This is a genomic window from Pseudomonas sp. MLB6B (genome assembly GCF_054508135.1).
This window is the reverse complement of sequence record NZ_CP199313.1, coordinates 2,504,385-2,525,249: the sequence shown is the minus strand read 5'-3', so window position 1 is coordinate 2,525,249 and position 20,865 is coordinate 2,504,385. Positions and strand designations below refer to the sequence as shown.

The window sequence follows — 20,865 nt, the reverse complement described above, 5'->3', positions numbered from 1 at the left end:
CTCGGCAGAAACGAGACAGGCCGCATTGCGCGGCCTGTTTCGTTTTACCGGGTAATGCTTAGTACCGCGTTACGTCGGCATTGGCTTCCAGCTGCTTGCGGTAAGCGGCGAAGTCCTGCTGGCCTGCACGCGAAGCGAGGTAGCGGGCGATCTGCTGCTTCTCTTCCTCGGTGGCTGCGGCGCCTTCGTTGACGCCCTTGAGCTTGACCACGACCAAGCTGCCGTCCTTGAGCACCACGCTGCCGTAGACCGGCTTGCCTTTGGCTTGGGGCTTGGCCATGCGGAACACGGCTTGCAACTCGACCGGGTCGATCCCTTCCTGGCTGCGGGTTACGGCTTCCTGCACTTTCCAGGCTTGGCCTTCATGGGCGGCATCGGCTGCAACCGAACCGTTCTCTAGGTCGGCTACCAGCTTGTCGGCCTTGGCCTTAAGCGCGGCGGTCGCCTTGTCTTTGGCCAGGTGCTGGCGAATGCTCTGGGCCACGGCCTCGAGCGGCAACTGCTCAGGCTTGCGGTGCTCCTTGACGCGCAGCACGACGATGGTTTCGGGGTCGAGTTCAAGCGCGGTGCTGTTGGCACCCTCTTCCAGCACCTCTTCGCTGAAGGCTGCCTGCACGACGGCGCGGTTGGCCGTGATGCCCTCGCCGCCTTCGCGGCCGAACGGTGCCGAGGTCTGCACTTTCAGCTTCAGGTCTTGCGCAGGCTGCGCCAGATCGGAAGATTCGAATGCCGCGTCTTCGAGCTGCTTGGTCGCTTCGACGAAGCGCTGTTCGACCTGCTGAGTCTTCAAGTCGCGGGTCAGCTTGGGCTTGAGGCTGGCGAAGCTCGGCACCTCAGGCGCCTGCACACCCAACAGCTTGATCAAGTGGTAACCGAACTCGGTGCGCACCGGTGCCGACACCTGGTCCTGGTTCAGCTTGTACAGCGCGTCTTCGAAGCTCGGATCGTAGACGCCAGGCGCCGCGAAGCCGAGGTCGCCACCGGTAGCGGCCGAGCCTGGATCCTGCGAGAACTCCTTGGCCAGCGCGGCGAAGTCTTCACCTTTGCTCAGGCGTTGCTGGATTTCCTCGATGCGGGCCTTGGCCTGAGCATCGGTAGTCTTGTCGTTGACTTCGATGAGGATGTGCGCGGCATGCCGCTGCTCGGCCAGGTTGGCCGTTTCCTTCTCGTACTGCGCTTGCAGCGCATCGTCGCTGACGTCGACCTGAGCGAAGAAGTCCGACTTGTTCAGCTCGATGTAGTTGATGACGACCTGGTCCGGGGTCATAAACTCTTTGGCGTGCCGGTCATAATGGGCCTTGACTTCTTCGTCGCTGACCTGGACGGCGGACGGGTCAGCCTTGAAAGTCAGCGATGCGAAGTCGCGGGTCTGCTTCTCCAGGCGGGCGAAGGCTTCCACCTGCTTGTCAGTCACGAAACTGCTGCCGGCAAGGCCGGTGCGCAGTTGGCCGATGAGCATTTCCTGACCCAGCATTTCACGGAATTGCAGACGACCGTAGCCCAGTTGGCGAATGACCTGATCGAAACGCTCGGCGCTGAACTTGCCGTCGACCTGAAATTCGGGTGTTTGCAGGATCACTTGATCCAGCGCCGCCTCGGAGAAGGCGAACTTGGCGTCTTTGGCGCCATCGAGCAGCAGCTTGCGCTCGATCAAGCCTTTGAGGGCTTCTTCGCGCAGCATCTTTTCGTCCAGGCGCGCGGGATCGAAATCCTTGCCCAGCTGTTGCATCAACTGACGGCGCTGCATGTCCACGGCTTGGCTCAGCTCGTTTTGGCTGATGGTCTCGCCGTTGACCTTGGCAGCATCCTGACTGTGACTGGCCGCTTGGAAAATGGCTTCGAAGCCGGTCAACGCCATCAGTACCACAATGAGACCGATGATGGTTTTGGCAATCCAACCCTGTGAATTGTCCCTGATATTCTGCAGCATGCGTCCCCCAGAAACGGTTGTACCACTGCGTAAACAACCGCGGAGCGTGGGTAGAGTCCAGATATAAGAAAGGCGCATCCTGTGGATGCGCCTTCTCAAAGCGGGCGTGCCCGGTGGGAACTGTATCTCCCGCCGTCACGCGGTCGGCCCCGGTACTGCCAGGGCCGGCTGAAAAAGACGACTTAGTTGACGGCGTCTTTCAGGCCTTTGCCAGCTTTGAAGCCTGGCACCTTGGCAGCGGCGATCTTGATCTCGGCTCCAGTCTGCGGGTTACGGCCGATGCGTGCGGCACGCTCTTTGACACCGAAGGTGCCAAAACCGACCAACACGACGTCATCACCTTGCTTCAGGGCACCGGTGACCGACTCGATGACGGCGTCCAGCGCCTTGCCAGCGGTAGCTTTCGAAATGTCAGCAGAAGCGGCGATAGCGTCAATCAGTTCCGACTTGTTCACTGTAAGTCCCCTTAATTTCTCTAATTGAGTTTGTTTCTAAGTATGTAACAAAGCTTACATAAACGAGCACTGGGTGGCCTGGTGACACTCGCGAGGCGCTTTATAGCAAGGCCCCGAAAAAATTGTCAAGAAAGGCCACCCAGGGAAGTACGTACTAGTGCGTGCTAATTCTTTCCTTGGCATCGCTGTCGCGCTTCTCATCTTTGGCGACAGGCTCCGGAGCCACGTCTGGCAAGGGCTCGGGCGCGTATTGCAGCGCAATTTGCAGCACTTCGTCAATCCATTTGACCGGTTTGATGTGCAGATCCTGTTTGATATTTTCAGGAATCTCTTTCAAATCGCGGACATTTTCCTCTGGAATGATGACGGTCTTGATCCCCCCACGATGCGCGGCCAGCAGTTTCTCTTTCAAACCACCGATGGCAAGCACCTGGCCGCGCAGGGTGATTTCACCCGTCATGGCCACATCGGCACGCACTGGAATCTGCGTCAGCGCCGACACCAGCGCCGTGCACATGCCGATACCGGCGCTTGGACCGTCCTTGGGCGTGGCGCCCTCGGGCATGTGGATGTGCACGTCGTGCTTTTCATGGAAGTCGGCGGGAATGCCCAGACTGCGCGCCCTGCTGCGCACCACGGTCTGCGCGGCGGTAATCGATTCGACCATGACATCGCCCAGCGAGCCAGTCTTGATCAACTGCCCTTTGCCTGGAATCACCACCGACTCGATGGTCAGCAGCTCGCCCCCGACCTGAGTCCAGGCCAGACCCGTCACTTGACCGATCTGATCTTGCTGCTCGGCCAGGCCATAACGGAATTTGCGTACACCCAAGAGATGCTCAAGCTGCTCGCCCGTGACCTTGACGTGGAACTGCTTCTGTCCGGCATGCTCCTTGACCACCTTGCGGCAGACCTTGGCGATCTGCCGCTCCAGCCCACGCACACCAGCTTCGCGAGTGTAGTAGCGGATGATGTCGCGGATGGCGCTGACGTCGATTTCCAGCTCGGTCTTCTTCAGGCCGTTGGCCTTGATCTGCTTGACCGTCAGGTACTTGACCGCGATGTTGATCTTTTCGTCTTCGGTGTAGCCCGGCAGACGGATGATCTCCATCCGGTCCAGCAGCGCTGGCGGGATGTTCATCGAGTTGGACGTGCAGAGGAACATCACGTCGGACAGGTCGTAATCGACTTCCAGGTAATGGTCGTTGAAGTTGTGGTTCTGCTCGGGATCGAGCACTTCGAGCAGCGCCGACGCCGGATCGCCACGCATGTCGCTGCCCATCTTGTCGATTTCGTCGAGCAAGAACAGCGGGTTACGTACGCCCACCTTGGTCATTTTCTGGATCAGGCGGCCTGGCATCGAGCCAATGTAGGTACGGCGATGGCCGCGGATCTCAGCCTCGTCGCGCACGCCACCCAGCGCCATACGCACGAACTTGCGATTGGTCGCAGCGGCGATGGACTCGGCCAGGGAAGTCTTGCCCACACCTGGCGGCCCGACCAGGCACAGCACAGGGCCGCGAATCTTCTTCACGCGCTTCTGCACGGCGAGGTATTCGAGGATGCGTTCCTTGACCTCTTCAAGGCCGTAGTGGTCGGCATCGAGGATTTCCTCGGCCTTGCTCAAGTCCAGACGCACTTTGCTCTGAGCTTGCCAAGGCACTTGCACCAGCCAATCGAGGTACGAGCGCACCACGGTAGCCTCGGCCGACATCGGCGACATCTGTTTGAGCTTGTTCAGCTCGGCCTGAGCCTTGGTCAAGGCATCTTTGGGCAAGCCTGCCGCTTCGATGCGCTTTTTCAGCTCTTCGACCTCGTTGTGCCCTTCGTCGCCATCGCCGAGTTCCTTCTGGATGGCCTTCATCTGCTCGTTCAGGTAGTACTCGCGCTGGCTGCGTTCCATCTGCTTCTTGACGCGACCGCGGATGCGCTTTTCGACCTGCAACAGATCTATCTCGCCGTCGAGCAGTGCCAACACGTGCTCGACACGCTCGGGTAGATCGATGATTTCGAGAATTTCCTGCTTCTGCTCGATCTTCAGCGCCATATGGGCGGCCATGGTATCGACCAGACGGCCCGGCTCATCGATGCTGTTGAGCGAGGACAACACCTCGGCCGGGACTTTTTTGCCCAGCTGCACGTATTGCTCGAACTGCGACAACAGCGTGCGCACGAACACTTCCGACTCGCGCTCGGCGGCGTCGACTTCATCGATCAGGGTGACTTCGGCACGGATGTGCCCATCGACTTCGGCGAAGTGTTCTACCGCGCCGCGCTGTTCCCCTTCGACCAACACCTTGACGGTACCGTCGGGCAACTTGAGCAACTGCAATACGGTAGCGACGGTGCCGACGCGGTATAGCGCGTCTTCGCCAGGATCGTCGTCAGCAGGATTTTTCTGGGCTAGCAGGAGGATCTGCTTTTCGCCCGCCATCGCCGCCTCGAGGGCTTCGATGGACTTTTCGCGCCCCACAAACAGCGGGATGACCATGTGCGGGTATACGACGACATCGCGCAATGGCAAAAGAGGCAAGTCGAGGGTGGTCTTCATGATTTCGCCTCTACAGCGGCCCAGTGGCCGGAAACCGTGGAAATAGTGCTTGGGGCTAATGTGGGGGTAGGTCCGCAAAATTACAAGCGTTCGCGCCAGTAAATGCAGAAAGGGGCCCTAAGGCCCCTTCCGGTGTCGCATTCGACTCGCACTCGACTCAAGCGTCGGGTGCGGCCTTAGCTTGCGGCTCGTTGTTCTCGTAGATCAACAACGGCTTGGAGCTGCCTTCGATGACGCTTTCGTCGATGACCACCTTGCTGACGTCCTTCTGCGAAGGAATGTCGTACATGGTATCGAGCAGGATGCCTTCGAGGATTGAACGCAGACCGCGGGCACCGGTCTTGCGCTCCAGGGCCTTGTGAGCCACGGCCTTGAGCGCATCGCTGCGGAACTCGAGGTCGACGCTTTCCATCTCGAACAGCTTGGCATACTGCTTGGTGAGGGCGTTCTTCGGCTCGGTGAGAATCTGCACCAGCGCCGCCTCGTCGAGCTCGTCGAGGGTAGCCAGCACGGGCAGACGGCCTACGAATTCGGGGATCAGGCCAAACTTGACGAGATCGTCCGGTTCGACTTCACGCAGGGATTCGCCAACCTTCTTGCCTTCTTCCTTGCTGCGCACCTGAGCACCGAAGCCGATGCCACCTTTGGTCGAACGATTCTGGATGACTTTTTCAAGGCCCGAGAACGCACCACCACAGATGAACAGGATGTTGCGCGTGTCGACCTGCAAGAATTCCTGCTGCGGGTGCTTGCGGCCACCTTGCGGTGGTACCGAAGCCACGGTGCCTTCGATCAACTTCAACAGCGCCTGCTGCACGCCCTCGCCCGAGACATCACGGGTGATGGATGGGTTATCAGATTTGCGCGAGATCTTGTCGATCTCGTCGATGTAGACGATGCCCATCTGGGCTTTTTCGACATCGTAATCGCACTTCTGCAATAACTTTTGAATAATGTTCTCGACGTCCTCACCCACATAACCGGCTTCGGTCAGGGTGGTGGCGTCGGCGATGGTGAACGGCACGTTCAGCAGGCGCGCGAGCGTTTCGGCGAGCAGGGTCTTGCCGGAGCCGGTTGGCCCGATCAGCAGGATGTTGCTTTTGCCGAGTTCGACCTCGTCGCCCTTCTTGTCGCGCTGATTCAGGCGCTTGTAGTGGTTGTACACCGCTACGGCAAGCACCTTCTTGGCACGTTCCTGACCGATGACGTACTGGTCAAGAATGCCGCTGATTTCTTTCGGCGAAGGCAGTTTGTGCGCGCTGCTCTCGGCCTGGGCTTCTTGCACCTCCTCGCGGATGATGTCGTTGCACAGGTCGACGCACTCGTCGCAGATAAATACCGAGGGCCCGGCAATCAATTTGCGCACTTCGTGCTGGCTTTTGCCGCAGAAGGAGCAATAGAGCAATTTGCCGCTGTCCTCGCCGTTACGGGTGTCAGTCATTCGATCGATCCAATCCGGGTAGGCTTGCAACACAAGATGAAGGCAATTGCGGTCTTTTTCAAGTCCACAGGCAGGCGCATGGGGCGCCTGCCTGCTCTGGCCCTACGATCAGGAAACCAGTTGCCGCTTGTCGTACACCGAGTCGACCAGGCCGTACTCGGCAGCGCGCGAGGCGCTCATGAAGTTGTCACGCTCGGTATCGCGCTTGATGGTTTCGAGGTCTTGGCCGGTGTGGTAGGCCAGCAACTCGTTCAGGCGCGCCTTGATGCTGAGGATTTCCTGAGCATGGATCTCGATGTCGGTCGCCTGCCCCTGGAAACCGCCCAGTGGCTGGTGGATCATGACACGCGAGTTCGGCAGGCAGTGACGCTTGCCCTTGGCACCAGCGGCCAACAGGAAGGCGCCCATGCTGCAGGCCTGCCCCATGCAGATGGTGGACACGTCGGGCTTGACGAACTGCATGGTGTCGTAGATCGACATGCCTGCCGTTACCGAGCCGCCCGGCGAGTTGATGTAGAGATGGATATCCTTGTCAGGATTTTCCGCTTCGAGGAACAGCATTTGCGCCACGACCAGATTGGCCATGTAGTCCTCGACGGGACCTACCAGGAAGATCACCCGCTCCTTCAAAAGGCGCGAGTAGATGTCATAGGCACGCTCGCCACGGGCGGACTGCTCGATAACCATCGGGACCAAGCCACCGGCGGCTTGGATGTCAGAGCTCTGCTGAATATAAGAATTGCGGGACATGTCCTGCACTCACTCCCAAATAGTCATGGCTTGAATACGCACAAGCCAGCGCGAAGGCTGGCTTGTGGAGGTTTCTTACGAACTTGCCGTATTACTCAGCCGCAGGTGCCTGCGCTGGCTTTACCGCCTCTTCGTACGAGACCGACTTGTCGGTCACAGTCGCTTTCTGCAGGACAGTATCTACAACTTGCTCTTCCAGCACAACCGAGCGCACTTCGTTCATCTGCTGCTCGTTCTTGTTGTACCAAGCGATGACTTGCTCAGGCTCTTGGTAGGCCGAGGCCATCTCTTCGATCATTTCGCTGACTTTGGCGGCGTCCGGCTTGAGGTCGAACTGCTTGACCACTTCGGCGATGATCAAACCCAGTGCCACGCGGCGCTTGGCTTGCTCTTCGAACAGCTCGGCCGGCAGTTGGTCTGGCTTGATGTTGCCACCGAACTGCTGAACCGCTTGCACGCGCAGACGGTTGACTTCATCTTCCAGCAGCGCCTTCGGCACTTCGATCGGGTTGGCGGCCAGCAGACCGTCCATGACCTGGGTTTTGACCTTGGCCTTGATCGCCTGACGCAGTTCGCGCTCCATGTTCTTGCGAACTTCGGTGCGGAAACCTTCCAGCGACGATTCCTTGATGCCGAACTGAGCGAAGAACGCTTCGTTCAGTTCAGGCAGTTGCGGTGCAGCCACGGCATTGACGGTGATGGTGAACTCGGCAGCCTTGTTGGCCAGCTCGAGGTTCTGGTAGTCCTCTGGGAAGGTCACGTTGACGACGCGCTCTTCACCGGCTTTGGCGCCTACCAGGCCGTCTTCGAAGCCTGGGATCATACGGCCCGAGCCCAGCACCAGCTGAGTGCCTTTGGCCGAACCGCCCTGGAATTCTTCACCGTCGATCTTGCCGACGAAGTCGATGGTGACTTGGTCGTCGTTCTGCGCTTCGCGCTCGACCGCTTCGAAACGCACGTTCTGCTTGCGCAGCACTTCCAGCATGTTGTCCAGGTCGGCGTCAGCCACTTCGGCGCTCAGGCGCTCGACGCTGATCGACTCCAGACCGGCCACGTTGAACTCTGGGTAGACTTCGAACGTAGCGACGAACTCGAGGTTACCGCCCTTTTCGAACGACTTCGGCTCTACCGAAGGCGCGCCAGCAGGGTTCAACTTCTGCTCGGTAAGGGCTTCGTAGAAGGCCGACTGGACCAACTGACCGAAAGCCTCTTCGCGGGCGGAGCCTTCGTAGCGCTGACGGATGACGCTCATTGGCACTTTGCCAGGGCGGAAGCCTGGGACCTTGGCGCGCTTGGCAGTCTGTTGCAGACGCTTGTTGACTTCGTTCTCGACGCGCTCGGCCGGAACGGCGATGGTCATGCGGCGCTCGAGAGCAGAAGTGTTTTCAACAGAAACTTGCATGGATATTCCTCGTTGCACAGACGTTAGCCGGCGATAGCCCGACTCCAGAATCAAGGGCGAACATTCTAGTGACTCATGCGCTAGAAGTCACCCCACTCCAGACGACGGAAACAAGCGCCGAATGTTTTCTCGACAAAGGCCTGACGCTCCGGCGTCAGGCCCACCTAAACCTCAGCATGCGGCGCGCTGTGGCTCCGCACCTGCACATGAATACGCATACCGTTCACCAAGTGGCGAGCACTCTCAATCTTCAGGGAGCGACGGGGTCGAGCTCGTTGAAATGGCAGTATTCTTCCCACTCCAGACCTAGCGCCTCGGCCACTTCCTGATGGGTTTCCAGGCGCATGCCGGCCAATGCTTCGGGCGAATCGGCGACCAATTGCAACGCCAACTCCCAGGCTTGCAGGCCCTGGGCCTGGGCTTCATCCTCGAACGCCCACTGAATTTGCTGGGCCTGCTCGCGCGCATCCAGGGCAGCGATCTCTTCGAGCAATTGCGGATTGGCTTCGGCGAAGCGCTGCAGCGCTACGGTCTGACGGTCTTCCTTGGCAATCATGGAGCGTTCCTCTGCCAGTGAGATGGGCGCGCTGTGCGTCGAACTCATAGATAAAGGAACGAGCGCAGCTTGTTAGCCGAGGAAGATGGGGTGGATTTGCGGGAATTCAAGGGCTGACGAGCCGCTCTTTCTATATAGAAAGAAGGAGGCGACGAAACAGCCTGCGCAAGGTATGCACGACCAGCAGTCGGCGCCACAATCTTTTACGGCAGACTGCGCACTGGCCACGGCCCGTCTAACGCATTACGACGTTGACTTGATAGCCCTGGTCATTCGGCCAATCTTCGCGAACCACCTCTACCGAGCCCCTCCCTACGCGCTCGATCCCAGGCTGCCCGCCTTCGATCAACGCCGCAGCGGCGTCCGAAAGGCTGGCGCCAAGCGCACGCTGTGCCAGCTTTTGCGCAGCCGCCACAAGTGCCGCCGTGCCGGATGATGCATCGGTGGGTTGGTTGTAATCCATGGCCAGCCATACCTCGATCACAGCGTCGCCTGGGCCGGCAGCGTAGTACGCCAGTTGATTCGCCATGCCCGCCGCAGCATTACCGATGTCTTGGTATGCACTGGCACAGCCCGACGAGCCATCGCCGTTCTCATCCCCCCACTCGCCAGCTTTCAAACCTACGTCCTCTAGCAGCACGCACGCTCTCGAGGGTTCCGGGGTCAGGATTTCAGCGCATGCCGAGGAGGCAACGAAGAGCGACGCGACGACCAGCAATGCTTTTCTCAAGACAAGCTCCTTATTTAGGCCCTATCGACCAACCCTGATGCCTCATCGTAAGCGAACCGGCGCTCAGGTCGCTCGCTACAGATCGGGCAGCACGCAACTGAGCATATGACAAAGCAGAAATCGACGACTTCACGATGCACGCTTTATGGCACAGGCACGCTGCACGTGAGCAGTACCTGAATTGCGCTTTCTGAGGAAATAAAGCCAGGCGCTTGCGCGAGCACCCGATCGTGACCATAACGGCGCGATGGATGCACTAGGGATGGAAAGCTAGAGGACGCGCATTAAAGAGGCAAAGCAGGCCCGTGAACACCAGTGTCACGTTTCGCTTGCAAAACAACGCAGAAAATCAAGGAGGAGCGCCATTGAGGCGACTCATAACCCCTTGATTCAAAAGATGGTGCGGACGAAGAGACTCGAACTCTTACAGCTTGCGCCGCTGGAACCTAAATCCAGTGTGTCTACCAATTTCACCACGTCCGCATGCAACAGGTATAACAAAGGCGCCGGATTATGCAATCGAGGCGCCTTCGAAGAATATGGGGTGGACGATGGGAATCGAACCCACGACAACCGGAATCACAATCCGGCGCTCTACCAACTGAGCTACGCCCACCATATTGCGGTGTTACGCTGAAACCTTACTGCATTGAACTTCACTTGCTTGCCAAAGCTGCCTTAGTGGCGCACCCGGCAGGACTCGAACCTGCGACCATCCGCTTAGAAGGCGGATGCTCTATCCAGCTGAGCTACGGGCGCATATTCAATCTGCTTTCTGGTAGGATTGCAAATCAACTTTAGCCGTACCGAACAAGCCAACAAATCCGCTTATTCTGCCTGACCTTGCTAACCAGTGCTAGGCTCTGCCCGACAAGTGCGACGAATGTTATAGACGCACCCGAAAGTCGTCAACTGTTTTTTCAAAAAAAATTTAGCCTATTTAAGGGCTTAGGGCATTTGCCCGACCACGCGCCTTTTGCCGCTGCCTTGTGTCGTGCGAGAATGCCGCCCCTCATATGTTCTCCTTTGATGGTTAAACACGCGTCTATGACTGCACACCTTATCGATGGCAAGGCGATCGCCGCCAACTTGCGCAAGCAGATCGCCCAACGTGTCGTTGAGCGCCGCCAGCAGGGCCTGCGCACGCCAGGCCTGGCGGTGATCCTGGTCGGCTCCGACCCCGCCTCCCAAGTCTATGTCTCGCACAAGCGCAAGGACTGCGAAGAGGTTGGCTTCATCTCCCAGGCGTTCGACTTGCCGGGCAGCACGAACCAGCAGGACCTCACCGCGCTGATCGACCGCCTCAACGATGACGCCAGCATTGACGGCATCCTGCTGCAGCTGCCGCTGCCGGCCCATTTGGATGCTTCGGTACTGCTCGAGCGCATTCGTCCGGACAAAGACGTCGACGGCTTCCACCCCTACAACGTCGGTCGTCTGGCGCAGCGCATTCCCCTGCTGCGCCCATGCACTCCCAAGGGCATCATGACCCTGCTGGAAAGCACCGGTCAGAACCTGTACGGCATGAATGCCGTGATCGTCGGGGCATCCAATATCGTCGGCCGACCCATGGCCATGGAATTGTTGTTGGCCGGTTGCACCATCACCGTTTGCCACCGTTTCACCCAGGACCTGCCAGGCCATGTCGGCCGCGCCGATCTGCTGGTGGTGGCCGCAGGCAAAGCAGGCCTGGTCAAGGGCGAATGGATCAAACCCGGTGCCATCGTCATCGACGTCGGCATCAACCGGCAGGAAGACGGCCGCCTGGTGGGCGATGTGGTGTACGAAACTGCCCTGCCCCGCGCCGGCTGGATCACCCCGGTACCGGGTGGTGTAGGCCCCATGACCCGCGCCTGCCTGCTGGAGAACACGCTGTTCGCCGCCGAAGAGCTGCACAAGTAAGCGGTAGCCGCACCTTGAAGAACGGCAGCGCCCTAGGGCCTGCCGTTTTTTTTCGTCTTGGCAAAAGCGCTCCAGCCCTTTTGCTAGAGCCATCGACCAAAACAGACGCCTCAACTGGTCAGACCGGTGACACTGAAACACCTTGCAAAGCAGAAAAAATCGGGCGTAGAGTGGGCGCGCACTGGACAAACCGGTAAGACCACAATAATTAAGTCCGCGCTCATTGGCCCTTCACGCCCCTGAGGCAAGGACACCGACCAAGAGACTTCCCCCATGCTCAAATGGTGCTCGCGCTCGATCTTCCTGCAAGTCGTGCTAGGCCTCGCCCTTGGCGTGATCTGCGGCCTCAGCTTCCCCGAAGTTTCCCTGCAACTCAAACCCCTGGGCGATGGCTTCATCAAGCTGATCAAGATGTTGATCGGCGTTATCGTCTTCTGCGTGGTGGTCAGCGGCATTTCCGGCGCGGGCGATCTGAAGAAAGTCGGCCGGATCGGCCTGAAATCGGTGATCTATTTCGAAGTGCTGACCACCCTGGCGCTGATCATCGGCCTGGTGTTCGCCTTCACCAGCGGCATCGGCACCGGCGCCAACATTCATCTGGACCAACTGTCCAGCGCCGACGCCAACGGCCTGGCCGAGCGCGGGCAACATATCCATGGCACCGCCGCCTTCCTCATGGACCTGATCCCCACATCGGTAGTGGGCGCCTTCGCCGACAACAACATCCTGCAAGTGCTGCTGTTCTCGGTACTGTTCGGCAGCGCCCTGAACCTGGTCGGCGAGCCGGCCGCAGGCATTTCCCGCCTGATCAACGAACTCAGCCATGTGGTGTTCCGCATCATGGGCATGATCGTGCGCCTGGCGCCGATCGGCGTGTTCGGCGCCATCGCCTTCACCACCAGCAAATACGGTCTGGAATCGCTGCAGCACCTGGGTGGCCTGGTGGCCCTGTTCTACCTGACCTGCGCGGGCTTCGTGCTGATCGTCCTGGGCACGGTGATGCGCGTGTCGGGGCTCAAGCTGATTCCGCTGATCAAGTACCTGCGCGAAGAGCTGACCATCGTGCTCGGCACCGCCTCGTCCGATGCCGTGCTGCCACAGATCATGCGTAAACTCGAGCACCTGGGCATCGGCAGCTCCACCGTGGGCCTGGTCATCCCCACCGGTTACTCGTTCAACCTCGATGGTTTCTCGATCTACCTGACCCTGGCGATCGTATTCATCGCCAACGCCACCGGCACGCCGCTGGCCATGGCCGACCTGCTGACCATCCTGCTGGTATCGTTGGTGACCTCAAAGGGCGCCCATGGCATCCCAGGCTCGGCCCTGGTGATTCTCGCCGCCACCCTCACCGCCGTCCCGGCGATTCCGGTGGTGGGCCTGGTGCTGGTGCTGGCGGTGGACTGGTTCATGGGTATCGGCCGCGCGCTGACCAACCTGATCGGCAACTGCGTGGCCACCGTCGCCATCGCCCGCTGGGAGAAAGACATCGACCTGGAGCGCGCCAACAACGTGCTCGCCGGCAAACCCGGGTTCGCGCTGGCGGCCCGCAAGCCAGGTACCGCACATCAATAGCACGACCGACAAAGCCGCCGGCGTCAAGCGCCGGCGTGCGAGGAGCCAAGATGCACCCACACCCGGAGAGCCACCTGTGATCAGCTCATCGACCGTGGTCAATGCTGTAGTGGAAAAACTGCGTCAGGCCCTGGCCCGTGGCCAATGGCGCCGTGGCGAAATGCTGCCTGGCCAGCGCGAACTGGCCGAGCAACTGGGCATCAGCCGGCCGAGCCTGCGCGAAGCGGTGACGGTGCTCGAAACCCTGGGCCTGTTGCGCTCATTGCCGGGCAAAGGCGTGCTGGTGCTGGACGTCGATGCCGACGTGCTGAGCCAGGCGGGCGAACACGTCGCCGCTGCGAGCCTGGCCGATGTACTGCAACTGCGCTACACCCTCGAGCCGTTCATCGTCGGGCTGGTGGCACAATCGGCCAACAGCCAGGACATTGGCCAGTTGCGCCTGACCCTGATGGACATGCGCGAAGCGCTGGACGCCCAAGACAGCGAAGCCTGCGTTTCGGCCTACATCGCGTTTCACCAGGCCCTGTTCGCATTGACCACCAACCCGATCTTCCAGAGCGTGGTGCAGCAGACCAGCAACGCCCTCAAACAAAGCGCCGACATGTTGCGCAAATCGCCCGAACACTTGGCCGCGCGGCTGACCGAGAACGAAGCGGTGGTGCGCGCCATCCGCGAAAAGAACAGCGCCCAGGCCAGTGCCCAGATGCGTCGACACATCCTCCAGGAAGGCCAGCGCATGGGCATCGAACTGAACATACCGGACGACACCCCGTCCCCCTGACCTTGGAGAGCGACCATGCCCGCCGGTGCCCACGCCGCCCCCCGCCTGCCTACCCTGCTGCTGGGCAATGAGAAACGGTTGTCTGCCGAGCAGATCTACCCACGCCTGTTCGATGCCATTCTCGAGCAACGCCTGCCAGCGGGCAGCCTGCTGCCCGAGCAGGCCTTGAGCAATGCCTTCGGTGTCAGCCGTACGGTGATCCGCCGTGTCTTGGGTCGGCTGTCCGACCAGCAGGTGATCGTGCAGCGCCCCAGTCACACGGCGCACTTGGCCGCGCCCGATCCGCAGCAGGCGCAACAGGTGCTCAGCGCCAGGCGGCTGGCCGAAACCACGCTGATCGGCCTGGCCACCCAACGCGCCAAGCCGGCGCAGATCCGCCAACTGCGCCAGTTGGTGGCGCGCGAACGCCAGCACCACGAGCGCGGCGAACGCTGCGCAGCCATTCGCCTGGGCGGCGAATTTCACCTGAAGTTGGCGCAGATGGCCGACAACGCGCCTCTGGCGCGCTTTCTCAACGGACTGGTGCCCATGACTTCGTTGATCATCGCCCGCTACGAATCACCGTGCTGCGACCACTGCGCCTGGGCAGAACATGCCGCACTCATCGACACCATCGAGCGTGGCGATGCGGAGGCTGCGCTGGAGTTGATGCACCTGCACCTGGACCGGCTGGAAAACAAGCTCGATCTCGAACGGCGGCATTGAGCGGTGCCTCGTCGCCACCGTACCGCAAGCATGCGGTAGCGACCGAGGCATGGGAGGGTTGGCGTTCAGCGCGCCGGAGCGAGGTTGCCCTTGGCATCGGAAAAGACGATTTCCACCCGCCGGTTCTGAGCACGACCGCGCTCGGAGGCATTGGCCTCGACCGGGTACTGGTCGCCATAACCCTGCACTTCGATGCGTCGCTCGTCGACCCCGAGGTCGACCAGCATGTCGGCCACCGCCTGGGCGCGATCGCGCGACAGCGCCAGGTTGTCCTCGCTCGGGCCGGTGCTGTCGGTATAGCCCTCGATGCGCACCACGCGGCGCGGGTTGAGTTGCAGGAACTGCACCAGCTTGAGCACGGTACGGCTGGCGGCGTTCTTCAGTTCCGCACGGCCGGTGTCGAACAGCACGTCGCTCAAGGTCATGACCAAACCACGGCCATCCTGCTCGGAGGCCATCGCGGCGATCTGCGTTTCCAGCCATTTACCCTGCTGCTGCACGCTGTCGAGCTTGGCTTCGCGCAGCGCCAGTTGCAGCCGCTGACGCTCCAGGTCGAGCTTGGCCAGGCGTTCCTGGTTCAGCGCCAGACGGCTGTGTTCGCGGGCGATTTCACTGTAGCGCTGGCTGAGATAGGCGTAATGGCGCACGTCGCTGCCAGTGCCGATATAGCTCGACAAGCGCTCGGCCCGACCCAGGGATTCTCCGGCGCGGATCACGTCGCGCGGTGCGCTGCGCAGTACGTCGGCATCGTCCTTGACCGCCTGGAAGGTGGCCGAAGCCTCGCTCAAGGCCTGTTCGCTGCGCTGGCTGACGCAACCCTGCAAGCCTGCGGCGGCCACTACCGCCAGCAACATCGCCTGTGCGCGGCTCATGGCTGCACCGCCAGCTGCTTGCGCAGTCGGTCGACGCGAGTCTGCACGGTGGCCAGTTGCGCTTCGCTCTTTTGCGTCAGCACGCGCGCTTCGGCCAGGCGTGCGTCGAGCTCGGCCTGCTCGGCGCGCAGACGCGCGTCGCGAAACTGTTGTGCCAGCATGTTGCCACGGGCCCTTTCGAGCTTGTCCTGAGCAAGGGTGAACTCGACGACTTCGTCGCTGGCGCCGACCGCTTTGGCCTGTTCCAGCGCTTGTTCGGACAAGCGCAGCTGTTCGATGGGCGCCGGATCGCTGGCGCAACCGCCTAGGCCGAGCACGGCCACGGCGAAGGTCAAGGTGGAAATTCTCAAACGACGGTTCCTACGGTTTGGGGGCATCCGGCATGGGCTGCATCTGCGTCTTCCAACGTTCGACATTGCGTTGCAGCACGGTTTCGGAGACGCCGGAAATGGGCAATTCTGTCAGTTTTTTCGCCAGCTGTCCGCGCAACCACGGCTCATTACAGGCCGAATTGTGTGACAGCGCCACGTAAAGCCCTGGCCGGTCCACGGGCAGTCCACGGGCCTCGATGTCGTTACCCACGCCCAGGCTCTGGGCCATGGCCATGCCCGCGTAGTGGCCGGCCAGCACGTAGTCGACCTGGCCCAACACCAGCTTCTGGAAAGCCTGAGTGAGGTTCTGCGAAGGGGCGAGTTTCAAATTGGCCTTGGCGAAGGCCTCGAAGGCCGGCGTCAGGCGCGCCTTGGCCGAGACGCTGCCCTGATAGTGGGCCAAGTCCGCCACGCCTTCGTACACGAGGTCGGCATCGGTACGGGTCCAGACCCGGTATTCGTTCAGTTGCAGGGGCGGATGCACGTAGTCCAGGGCCGTGAGCTGTTCGACTTGCAGCGGCGCATCGAGCAGCAGGTCCATGCGGCCGCTGCGCACTTCTTCCAGCGCCTGCTCGCGCCGGCCCGCATGCAGCACCTGCACGCTGATGCCGAGTGCCTTGGCCGCTTGGCGCAACAGGTCGACGTTGGCGCCGATCAGGTGCTGCGGGTCAGCCGGGTCTTGCCAGGAGTAAGGCGGTGCGTCGGGGCTGCCGGTCGCGACCAGGCGTTCGCACTTGCCTGCGGCCAGCGCCACAGGGGCGCACATCATCAATGCCAGAAGGCTGCCCTTCACCCTGCTCCTTACCGCCATGCACCGCTCCTGAACCGGAAAAAGTCCCAAAAAAAGCCCGGCCCTCAAGGTGAGGGCCGGGCTTCTTTATAAGGGAAGCGGCTGGATCAGACCAGCTTTTCCAACTCGGGCAGCGCTTCGAACAGGTCCGCAGCCAGGCCATAGTCAGCGACCTGGAAGATCGGCGCCTCTTCGTCCTTGTTGATCGCGACGATCACCTTGGAGTCTTTCATGCCGGCCAGGTGCTGGATGGCACCGGAGATGCCTACGGCGATGTACAACTGTGGCGCGACGATCTTGCCGGTCTGGCCGACCTGCATGTCGTTGGGCACATAACCCGCGTCGACGGCCGCACGCGAAGCGCCGACCGCTGCGCCGAGCTTGTCGGCCAGGCTGTACAGGTGCTTGAAGTTGTCGCCGTTCTGCAGGCCGCGACCGCCGGAAATGACGATCTTGGCAGCCGTCAGCTCGGGGCGGTCGGACTTGGCCAGCTCTTCGCTGACGAACGACGACTTGCCGGCATCGTGCGCCGCCGAGATGGCTTCGACGCCCGCCGAACCGCCTTCGCTGGCGACCGGGTCGAAACCAGTGGTGCGCACGGTGATGACCTTGACCGACGCCGTGGACTGCACGGTGGCGATGGCGTTGCCGGCGTAGATCGGACGCTTGAAGGTGTCGGCCGATTCCACCGCGATGATCTCGGAGATCTGGTCGACGTCCAGCAGCGCAGCGACCCGCGGCAGGATGTTCTTGCCGTTGGTGGTGGCCGGGGCCAGCACGTGGCTGTAATTGGCCGCCAGTTCGACGATCAGCGGCGCGACGTTTTCCGGCAGGGCGTGGGCGTAGGCGGCGTTGTCGGCCACCAGCACCTTGCCGACGCCGGCGATCTTGGCAGCCGCTTCGGCGAGGGTGCCAACGTTTTCGCCAGCCACCAGCAGGTGCACGTCGCCGCCGATCTTGCCGGCCGCAGCGAGGGTGTTCAGGGTCGCCGGGGCGATGACGCCGGCTTCATGTTCAGCGATAACCAGGATAGTCATTAGATTACCTTCGCCTCGTTCTTCAGTTTCTCGACCAGTTCGGCCACCGACTTGACCATGATGCCGGCGCCGCGGGCCGCCGGGGCCTCGACCTTGACGGTCTTGGTGGTGGAAGTGATGGCGACGCCCAGCGCATCCGGAGTGAGGGTTTCCAGCGGCTTCTTCTTGGCCTTCATGATGTTGGGCAGCGACGCGTAGCGCGGCTCGTTCAGGCGCAGGTCGGTGGTGACCACGGCAGGCAGGCTCAGGGAAACGGTCTGCAGGCCGCCGTCGATCTCACGGATGACGTTGAGCTTGTCGCCCTGCACTTCCACCTTGGAGGCGAAGGTGCCCTGAGCGAAGCCAGTCAACGCGGCCAGCATCTGACCGGTCTGGTTGTTGTCGCTGTCGATGGCTTGCTTGCCGAGGATCACCAGCTGGGGCTGTTCCTTGTCGACGATGGCCTTGAGCGTCTTGGCCACGGCCAGCGAGTTCAGCTCGTCGGCCACCTCGACCAGGATGGCGCGGTCGGCGCCCAGCGCCAGCGCGGTGCGCAACTGCTCCTGGGCTGCAGTCGGGCCTACGGCGACGGCGACGATCTCGGTGACCACGCCTTTCTCTTTCAGACGCACGGCTTCTTCCACGGCGATTTCGCAGAAGGGGTTCATGGACATCTTGACGTTTGCAAGGTCGACGCCGGAGTTGTCCGCCTTGACGCGAACCTTGACGTTGTAGTCGACCACTCGTTTGACAGCTACAAGAACCTTCATGGATTCCTCGTTACTCTCCGGTGAAAAGAATGTCGCTCGGGACCGGCCCGGCGAATGCGCGTGGGTACAAGGGCACCTCTGAAAAACGTTTCGGCGCCAGCGAAATCAAGCGTGACGCGGTCAGCGTGCGTGCAACGGCGGGACAAAACCCGCGGGTCATTTTCGGTGGTGGCGTGTAGACTTCACTACAACACGCTCGATGGCCGGAAAACCCTGCCTGGCGCCGGGTTTTTAGAGGTGCTCCTGCGCCCGACGGACAGCCCGTGGCGAGCGTAAAAGCGCTCGTATCTTGACTGCAACACCCCCTTCGGTCAATACGCCAAATCGGCCAGTTTCCAGCCCTGCCCCTAGGTATTTACAGGGCTGCGGCAAATTCAAACAAACGTTTGTATTGGACCGCCGAGGTGGTGTAGATATAATGCCGGCCACGACAAAACGATGTAGTCAGTCATTCCAGAAGCTACAGCCAAGATAGCTGCGGTCGATTGCATCGATACCCGACAAGCCCCGCGAAATGCCTTGATGAGTAGGAGAGAACAGTGGAACGCGAATACATGGAATTCGACGTCGTCATCGTCGGCGCTGGCCCGGCGGGGCTGTCCGCCGCCTGCCGCCTGAAGCAGAAGGCCGCCGAAACCGGTAGCGAAATCAGCGTCTGCGTGGTCGAGAAAGGCTCCGAGGTCGGTGCCCACATTCTCTCCGGCGCGGTCTTCGAACCGCGGGCGCTCGAAGAGCTGTTCCCCGACTGGCAGGCCCTGGGGGCGCCGCTCAACACCGCCGTCAAGCGCGACGACATCTACGTGCTCAAAGACGCCGAAAGCGCCATCAAGGTGCCCGATCTGTTCGTGCCCAAGACCATGCACAACCAGGGCAACTACATCATTTCCCTGGGCAACCTGTGCCGCTGGCTGGCGCAGCAGGCCGAGAACCTGGGCGTGGAGATCTACCCCGGCTTCGCCGCCCAGGAAGCGCTGATCGACGACAGCGGCGTGGTGCGCGGCATCGTCACCGGCGACCTGGGGGTCGACCGCGAAGGTCAACCCAAGGACGGGCTCTATACCCCCGGCATGGAGCTGCGCGCCAAGTACACGCTGTTCGCCGAAGGCTGCCGCGGCCACATCGGCAAGCAGCTGATCAAGCGCTTCGACCTGGCCAGCGAATCCGACGTCCAGCATTACGGCATCGGCCTCAAGGAAATCTGGGAAATCGACCCGAGCAAGCATCAGCAAGGCCTGGTGCTGCACACTGCCGGCTGGCCGCTGAACGTGGTGGCCAACGACAACACCGGTGGCTCGTTCCTGTATCACCTGGAAAACAACCAGGTGGTGGTCGGCCTGATCGTCGACCTTTCCTACGCCAACCCCTACCTTTCGCCGTTCGACGAGTTCCAGCGGCTCAAGCACCACCCGGTCATCAGCCAGTACCTCGAAGGCGGCAAGCGCATCAGCTACGGCGCACGTGCGCTGGCCAAAGGCGGCCTGAACTCGCTGCCCAAGATGGTCTTCGCCGGTGGCGCGCTGATCGGCTGCGACCTGGGCACCATGAACGTGGCCAAGATCAAGGGCAGCCACACGGCGATGAAATCGGGCATGCTCGCCGCCGACGCGGTGGCCCAAGCGCTGCTCGCCGGCAGTGAAGGCGGCGATGCGCTCACCGGTTACGTCGAGTCGTTCAAGGCCAGCTGGCTCTACGACGAGCTGTACGCCAGCCGCAACTTCGGCCCGGCCATGCACAAGTTCGGCCCGCTGTTCGGCGCCGCCTTCAACTACGTCGAGCAGAACTGGTTCGCCGGCAAGCTGCCCTTCACCCTGCGCGACACCAAGCCGGACTACGCCTGCCTGAAGCTCGCCGCCGAATCGAAGAAAATCGACTACCCCAAGCCTGACGGCAAGCTCAGCTTCGACAAGCTCAGCTCGGTGTTCATCTCCGGCACCAACCACGAGGAAGAGCAGCCCTGCCACCTCAAGTTGACCGACCCGAACATCCCCATCGCCAGCAACCTGCCGCTGTACGACGAACCCGCACAGCGCTATTGCCCGGCCGGGGTGTACGAAGTGGTGACCCAGGAAGACGGCAGCAAGCGCTTCCAGATCAACGCGCAGAACTGCGTGCACTGCAAGACCTGCGACATCAAGGACCCGGCGCAGAACATCACCTGGGTGACGCCCGAAGGGGCCGGTGGGCCGACCTACCCGAACATGTAACCCGCCTTGCAATCAAAAAACCCCTGCCTTTCGGTCAGGGGTTTTTCGTATCTGGCGTCCGCCC

At 61.2% G+C, this 20,865-nt stretch carries 18 protein-coding genes and 3 tRNA genes; 5 read left to right on the top strand and 16 right to left on the bottom strand.

Annotated elements, in window-relative coordinates; all coding sequences use genetic code 11:
- Positions 1 to 58: 58 nt before the first annotated feature.
- The 11 genes from ACSMEV_RS11180 to ACSMEV_RS11130 form a co-directional block, all read right to left on the bottom strand.
- Positions 59 to 1,930: a SurA N-terminal domain-containing protein gene (locus ACSMEV_RS11180; RefSeq protein ID WP_459205217.1), complete on the bottom strand. Its 1,872-nt coding sequence runs from the start codon at positions 1,928 to 1,930 to the stop codon at positions 59 to 61.
- Positions 1,931 to 2,112: 182 nt separating this feature from the next.
- On the bottom strand, positions 2,113 to 2,385 hold the full coding sequence (hupB, locus tag ACSMEV_RS11175; protein WP_296264070.1) for a nucleoid-associated protein HU-beta: 273 nt from the start codon (positions 2,383 to 2,385) through the stop codon (positions 2,113 to 2,115).
- A 154-nt stretch (positions 2,386 to 2,539) separates the two neighbouring features.
- Positions 2,540 to 4,936 carry an endopeptidase La gene (gene lon / locus ACSMEV_RS11170; RefSeq protein WP_459205216.1) on the bottom strand — a complete coding sequence of 799 codons (2,397 nt, stop codon included), beginning with the start codon at positions 4,934 to 4,936 and terminating at the stop codon, positions 2,540 to 2,542.
- A gap of 157 nt (positions 4,937 to 5,093) precedes the next feature.
- Positions 5,094 to 6,377 carry an ATP-dependent Clp protease ATP-binding subunit ClpX gene (clpX, locus tag ACSMEV_RS11165; RefSeq protein ID WP_296264074.1) on the bottom strand — a complete coding sequence of 428 codons (1,284 nt, stop codon included), beginning with the start codon at positions 6,375 to 6,377 and terminating at the stop codon, positions 5,094 to 5,096.
- Between the two features lie 108 nt (positions 6,378 to 6,485).
- The gene (gene clpP, locus ACSMEV_RS11160) at positions 6,486 to 7,127 is read right to left on the bottom strand and encodes an ATP-dependent Clp endopeptidase proteolytic subunit ClpP (RefSeq protein WP_459205215.1); all 642 of its coding nucleotides are present in this window, start codon (positions 7,125 to 7,127) and stop codon (positions 6,486 to 6,488) included.
- 91 nt (positions 7,128 to 7,218) lie between these two features.
- Positions 7,219 to 8,529 carry a trigger factor gene (gene tig, locus ACSMEV_RS11155; protein ID WP_459205214.1) on the bottom strand — a complete coding sequence of 437 codons (1,311 nt, stop codon included), beginning with the start codon at positions 8,527 to 8,529 and terminating at the stop codon, positions 7,219 to 7,221.
- Between the two features lie 250 nt (positions 8,530 to 8,779).
- Positions 8,780 to 9,085, bottom strand: a complete 306-nt coding sequence (locus ACSMEV_RS11150) for a DUF6388 family protein (protein ID WP_459205213.1) — start codon at positions 9,083 to 9,085, stop codon at positions 8,780 to 8,782.
- 235 nt (positions 9,086 to 9,320) lie between these two features.
- Positions 9,321 to 9,815 (bottom strand): hypothetical protein, encoded by a 495-nt coding sequence (locus tag ACSMEV_RS11145; RefSeq protein ID WP_459205212.1) that lies wholly within the window; start codon positions 9,813 to 9,815, stop codon positions 9,321 to 9,323.
- A 398-nt stretch (positions 9,816 to 10,213) separates the two neighbouring features.
- Positions 10,214 to 10,298, bottom strand: a tRNA-Leu gene (locus ACSMEV_RS11140).
- Between the two features lie 57 nt (positions 10,299 to 10,355).
- A tRNA-His gene (locus ACSMEV_RS11135) sits at positions 10,356 to 10,431 on the bottom strand.
- A gap of 66 nt (positions 10,432 to 10,497) precedes the next feature.
- Positions 10,498 to 10,574, bottom strand: a tRNA-Arg gene (locus ACSMEV_RS11130).
- A 288-nt stretch (positions 10,575 to 10,862) separates the two neighbouring features.
- Here ACSMEV_RS11130 and folD point away from each other — a divergent pair.
- The 4 genes from folD to ACSMEV_RS11110 all read left to right on the top strand — a co-directional run bounded on the left by folD (position 10,863) and on the right by ACSMEV_RS11110 (position 14,778).
- Positions 10,863 to 11,717 (top strand): bifunctional methylenetetrahydrofolate dehydrogenase/methenyltetrahydrofolate cyclohydrolase FolD, encoded by an 855-nt coding sequence (folD, locus tag ACSMEV_RS11125; protein ID WP_296264082.1) that lies wholly within the window; start codon positions 10,863 to 10,865, stop codon positions 11,715 to 11,717.
- Between the two features lie 273 nt (positions 11,718 to 11,990).
- Positions 11,991 to 13,292 carry a C4-dicarboxylate transporter DctA gene (locus ACSMEV_RS11120; protein ID WP_459205211.1) on the top strand — a complete coding sequence of 434 codons (1,302 nt, stop codon included), beginning with the start codon at positions 11,991 to 11,993 and terminating at the stop codon, positions 13,290 to 13,292.
- A 76-nt stretch (positions 13,293 to 13,368) separates the two neighbouring features.
- The gene (locus tag ACSMEV_RS11115) at positions 13,369 to 14,073 is read left to right on the top strand and encodes a FadR/GntR family transcriptional regulator (protein WP_459205210.1); all 705 of its coding nucleotides are present in this window, start codon (positions 13,369 to 13,371) and stop codon (positions 14,071 to 14,073) included.
- Positions 14,074 to 14,088: 15 nt separating this feature from the next.
- Positions 14,089 to 14,778 carry a GntR family transcriptional regulator gene (locus tag ACSMEV_RS11110; protein WP_459205209.1) on the top strand — a complete coding sequence of 230 codons (690 nt, stop codon included), beginning with the start codon at positions 14,089 to 14,091 and terminating at the stop codon, positions 14,776 to 14,778.
- Between the two features lie 65 nt (positions 14,779 to 14,843).
- Here the strand turns inward: ACSMEV_RS11110 and ACSMEV_RS11105 are convergent, their stop codons facing one another.
- The 5 genes from ACSMEV_RS11105 to ACSMEV_RS11085 form a co-directional block, all read right to left on the bottom strand.
- Positions 14,844 to 15,650, bottom strand: a complete 807-nt coding sequence (locus tag ACSMEV_RS11105) for an OmpA family protein (protein ID WP_459205208.1) — start codon at positions 15,648 to 15,650, stop codon at positions 14,844 to 14,846.
- On the bottom strand, positions 15,647 to 16,027 hold the full coding sequence (locus ACSMEV_RS11100) for a DUF4398 domain-containing protein (protein WP_459205207.1): 381 nt from the start codon (positions 16,025 to 16,027) through the stop codon (positions 15,647 to 15,649). Before ACSMEV_RS11100 ends, ACSMEV_RS11105 begins: the two co-directional genes overlap by 4 nt.
- Entirely contained in the window at positions 16,011 to 16,832 is an 822-nt protein-coding gene (locus tag ACSMEV_RS11095) for a substrate-binding periplasmic protein (protein ID WP_459205206.1), read from the bottom strand. The genes ACSMEV_RS11100 and ACSMEV_RS11095 overlap by 17 nt, the downstream gene beginning before the upstream one ends.
- Positions 16,833 to 16,918: 86 nt before the next feature.
- Entirely contained in the window at positions 16,919 to 17,848 is a 930-nt protein-coding gene (locus ACSMEV_RS11090) for an electron transfer flavoprotein subunit alpha/FixB family protein (protein WP_459205205.1), read from the bottom strand.
- Positions 17,848 to 18,597 carry an electron transfer flavoprotein subunit beta/FixA family protein gene (locus ACSMEV_RS11085; RefSeq protein ID WP_459205204.1) on the bottom strand — a complete coding sequence of 250 codons (750 nt, stop codon included), beginning with the start codon at positions 18,595 to 18,597 and terminating at the stop codon, positions 17,848 to 17,850. Before ACSMEV_RS11085 ends, ACSMEV_RS11090 begins: the two co-directional genes overlap by 1 nt.
- Before the next feature lie 539 nt (positions 18,598 to 19,136).
- On the opposite strand from ACSMEV_RS11085, the gene ACSMEV_RS11080 reads away from it, so the two are divergent.
- Complete coding sequence (locus tag ACSMEV_RS11080; protein ID WP_459205203.1) at positions 19,137 to 20,801, top strand: electron transfer flavoprotein-ubiquinone oxidoreductase; 1,665 nt, start codon at positions 19,137 to 19,139, stop codon at positions 20,799 to 20,801.
- Positions 20,802 to 20,865 lie beyond the last annotated feature (64 nt).

Excerpts from the sequence above, each read along its gene's own strand:
- ACSMEV_RS11180 (WP_459205217.1), bottom strand. The coding sequence starts at position 1,930 with ATGCTGCAGAATATCAGGGACAATTCACAGGGTTGGATTGCCAAAACC.
- lon (WP_459205216.1), bottom strand. The coding sequence starts at position 4,936 with ATGAAGACCACCCTCGACTTGCCTCTTTTGCCATTGCGCGATGTCGTC.
- clpX (WP_296264074.1), bottom strand. The coding sequence starts at position 6,377 with ATGACTGACACCCGTAACGGCGAGGACAGCGGCAAATTGCTCTATTGC.
- clpP (WP_459205215.1), bottom strand. The coding sequence starts at position 7,127 with ATGTCCCGCAATTCTTATATTCAGCAGAGCTCTGACATCCAAGCCGCC.
- tig (WP_459205214.1), bottom strand. The coding sequence starts at position 8,529 with ATGCAAGTTTCTGTTGAAAACACTTCTGCTCTCGAGCGCCGCATGACC.
- ACSMEV_RS11150 (WP_459205213.1), bottom strand. The coding sequence starts at position 9,085 with ATGATTGCCAAGGAAGACCGTCAGACCGTAGCGCTGCAGCGCTTCGCC.
- folD (WP_296264082.1), top strand. The coding sequence starts at position 10,863 with ATGACTGCACACCTTATCGATGGCAAGGCGATCGCCGCCAACTTGCGC.
- ACSMEV_RS11120 (WP_459205211.1), top strand. The coding sequence starts at position 11,991 with ATGCTCAAATGGTGCTCGCGCTCGATCTTCCTGCAAGTCGTGCTAGGC.
- ACSMEV_RS11110 (WP_459205209.1), top strand. The coding sequence starts at position 14,089 with ATGCCCGCCGGTGCCCACGCCGCCCCCCGCCTGCCTACCCTGCTGCTG.
- ACSMEV_RS11105 (WP_459205208.1), bottom strand. The coding sequence starts at position 15,650 with ATGAGCCGCGCACAGGCGATGTTGCTGGCGGTAGTGGCCGCCGCAGGC.
- ACSMEV_RS11100 (WP_459205207.1), bottom strand. The coding sequence starts at position 16,027 with ATGCCCCCAAACCGTAGGAACCGTCGTTTGAGAATTTCCACCTTGACC.
- ACSMEV_RS11095 (WP_459205206.1), bottom strand. The coding sequence starts at position 16,832 with ATGGCGGTAAGGAGCAGGGTGAAGGGCAGCCTTCTGGCATTGATGATG.
- ACSMEV_RS11090 (WP_459205205.1), bottom strand. The coding sequence starts at position 17,848 with ATGACTATCCTGGTTATCGCTGAACATGAAGCCGGCGTCATCGCCCCG.
- ACSMEV_RS11085 (WP_459205204.1), bottom strand. The coding sequence starts at position 18,597 with ATGAAGGTTCTTGTAGCTGTCAAACGAGTGGTCGACTACAACGTCAAG.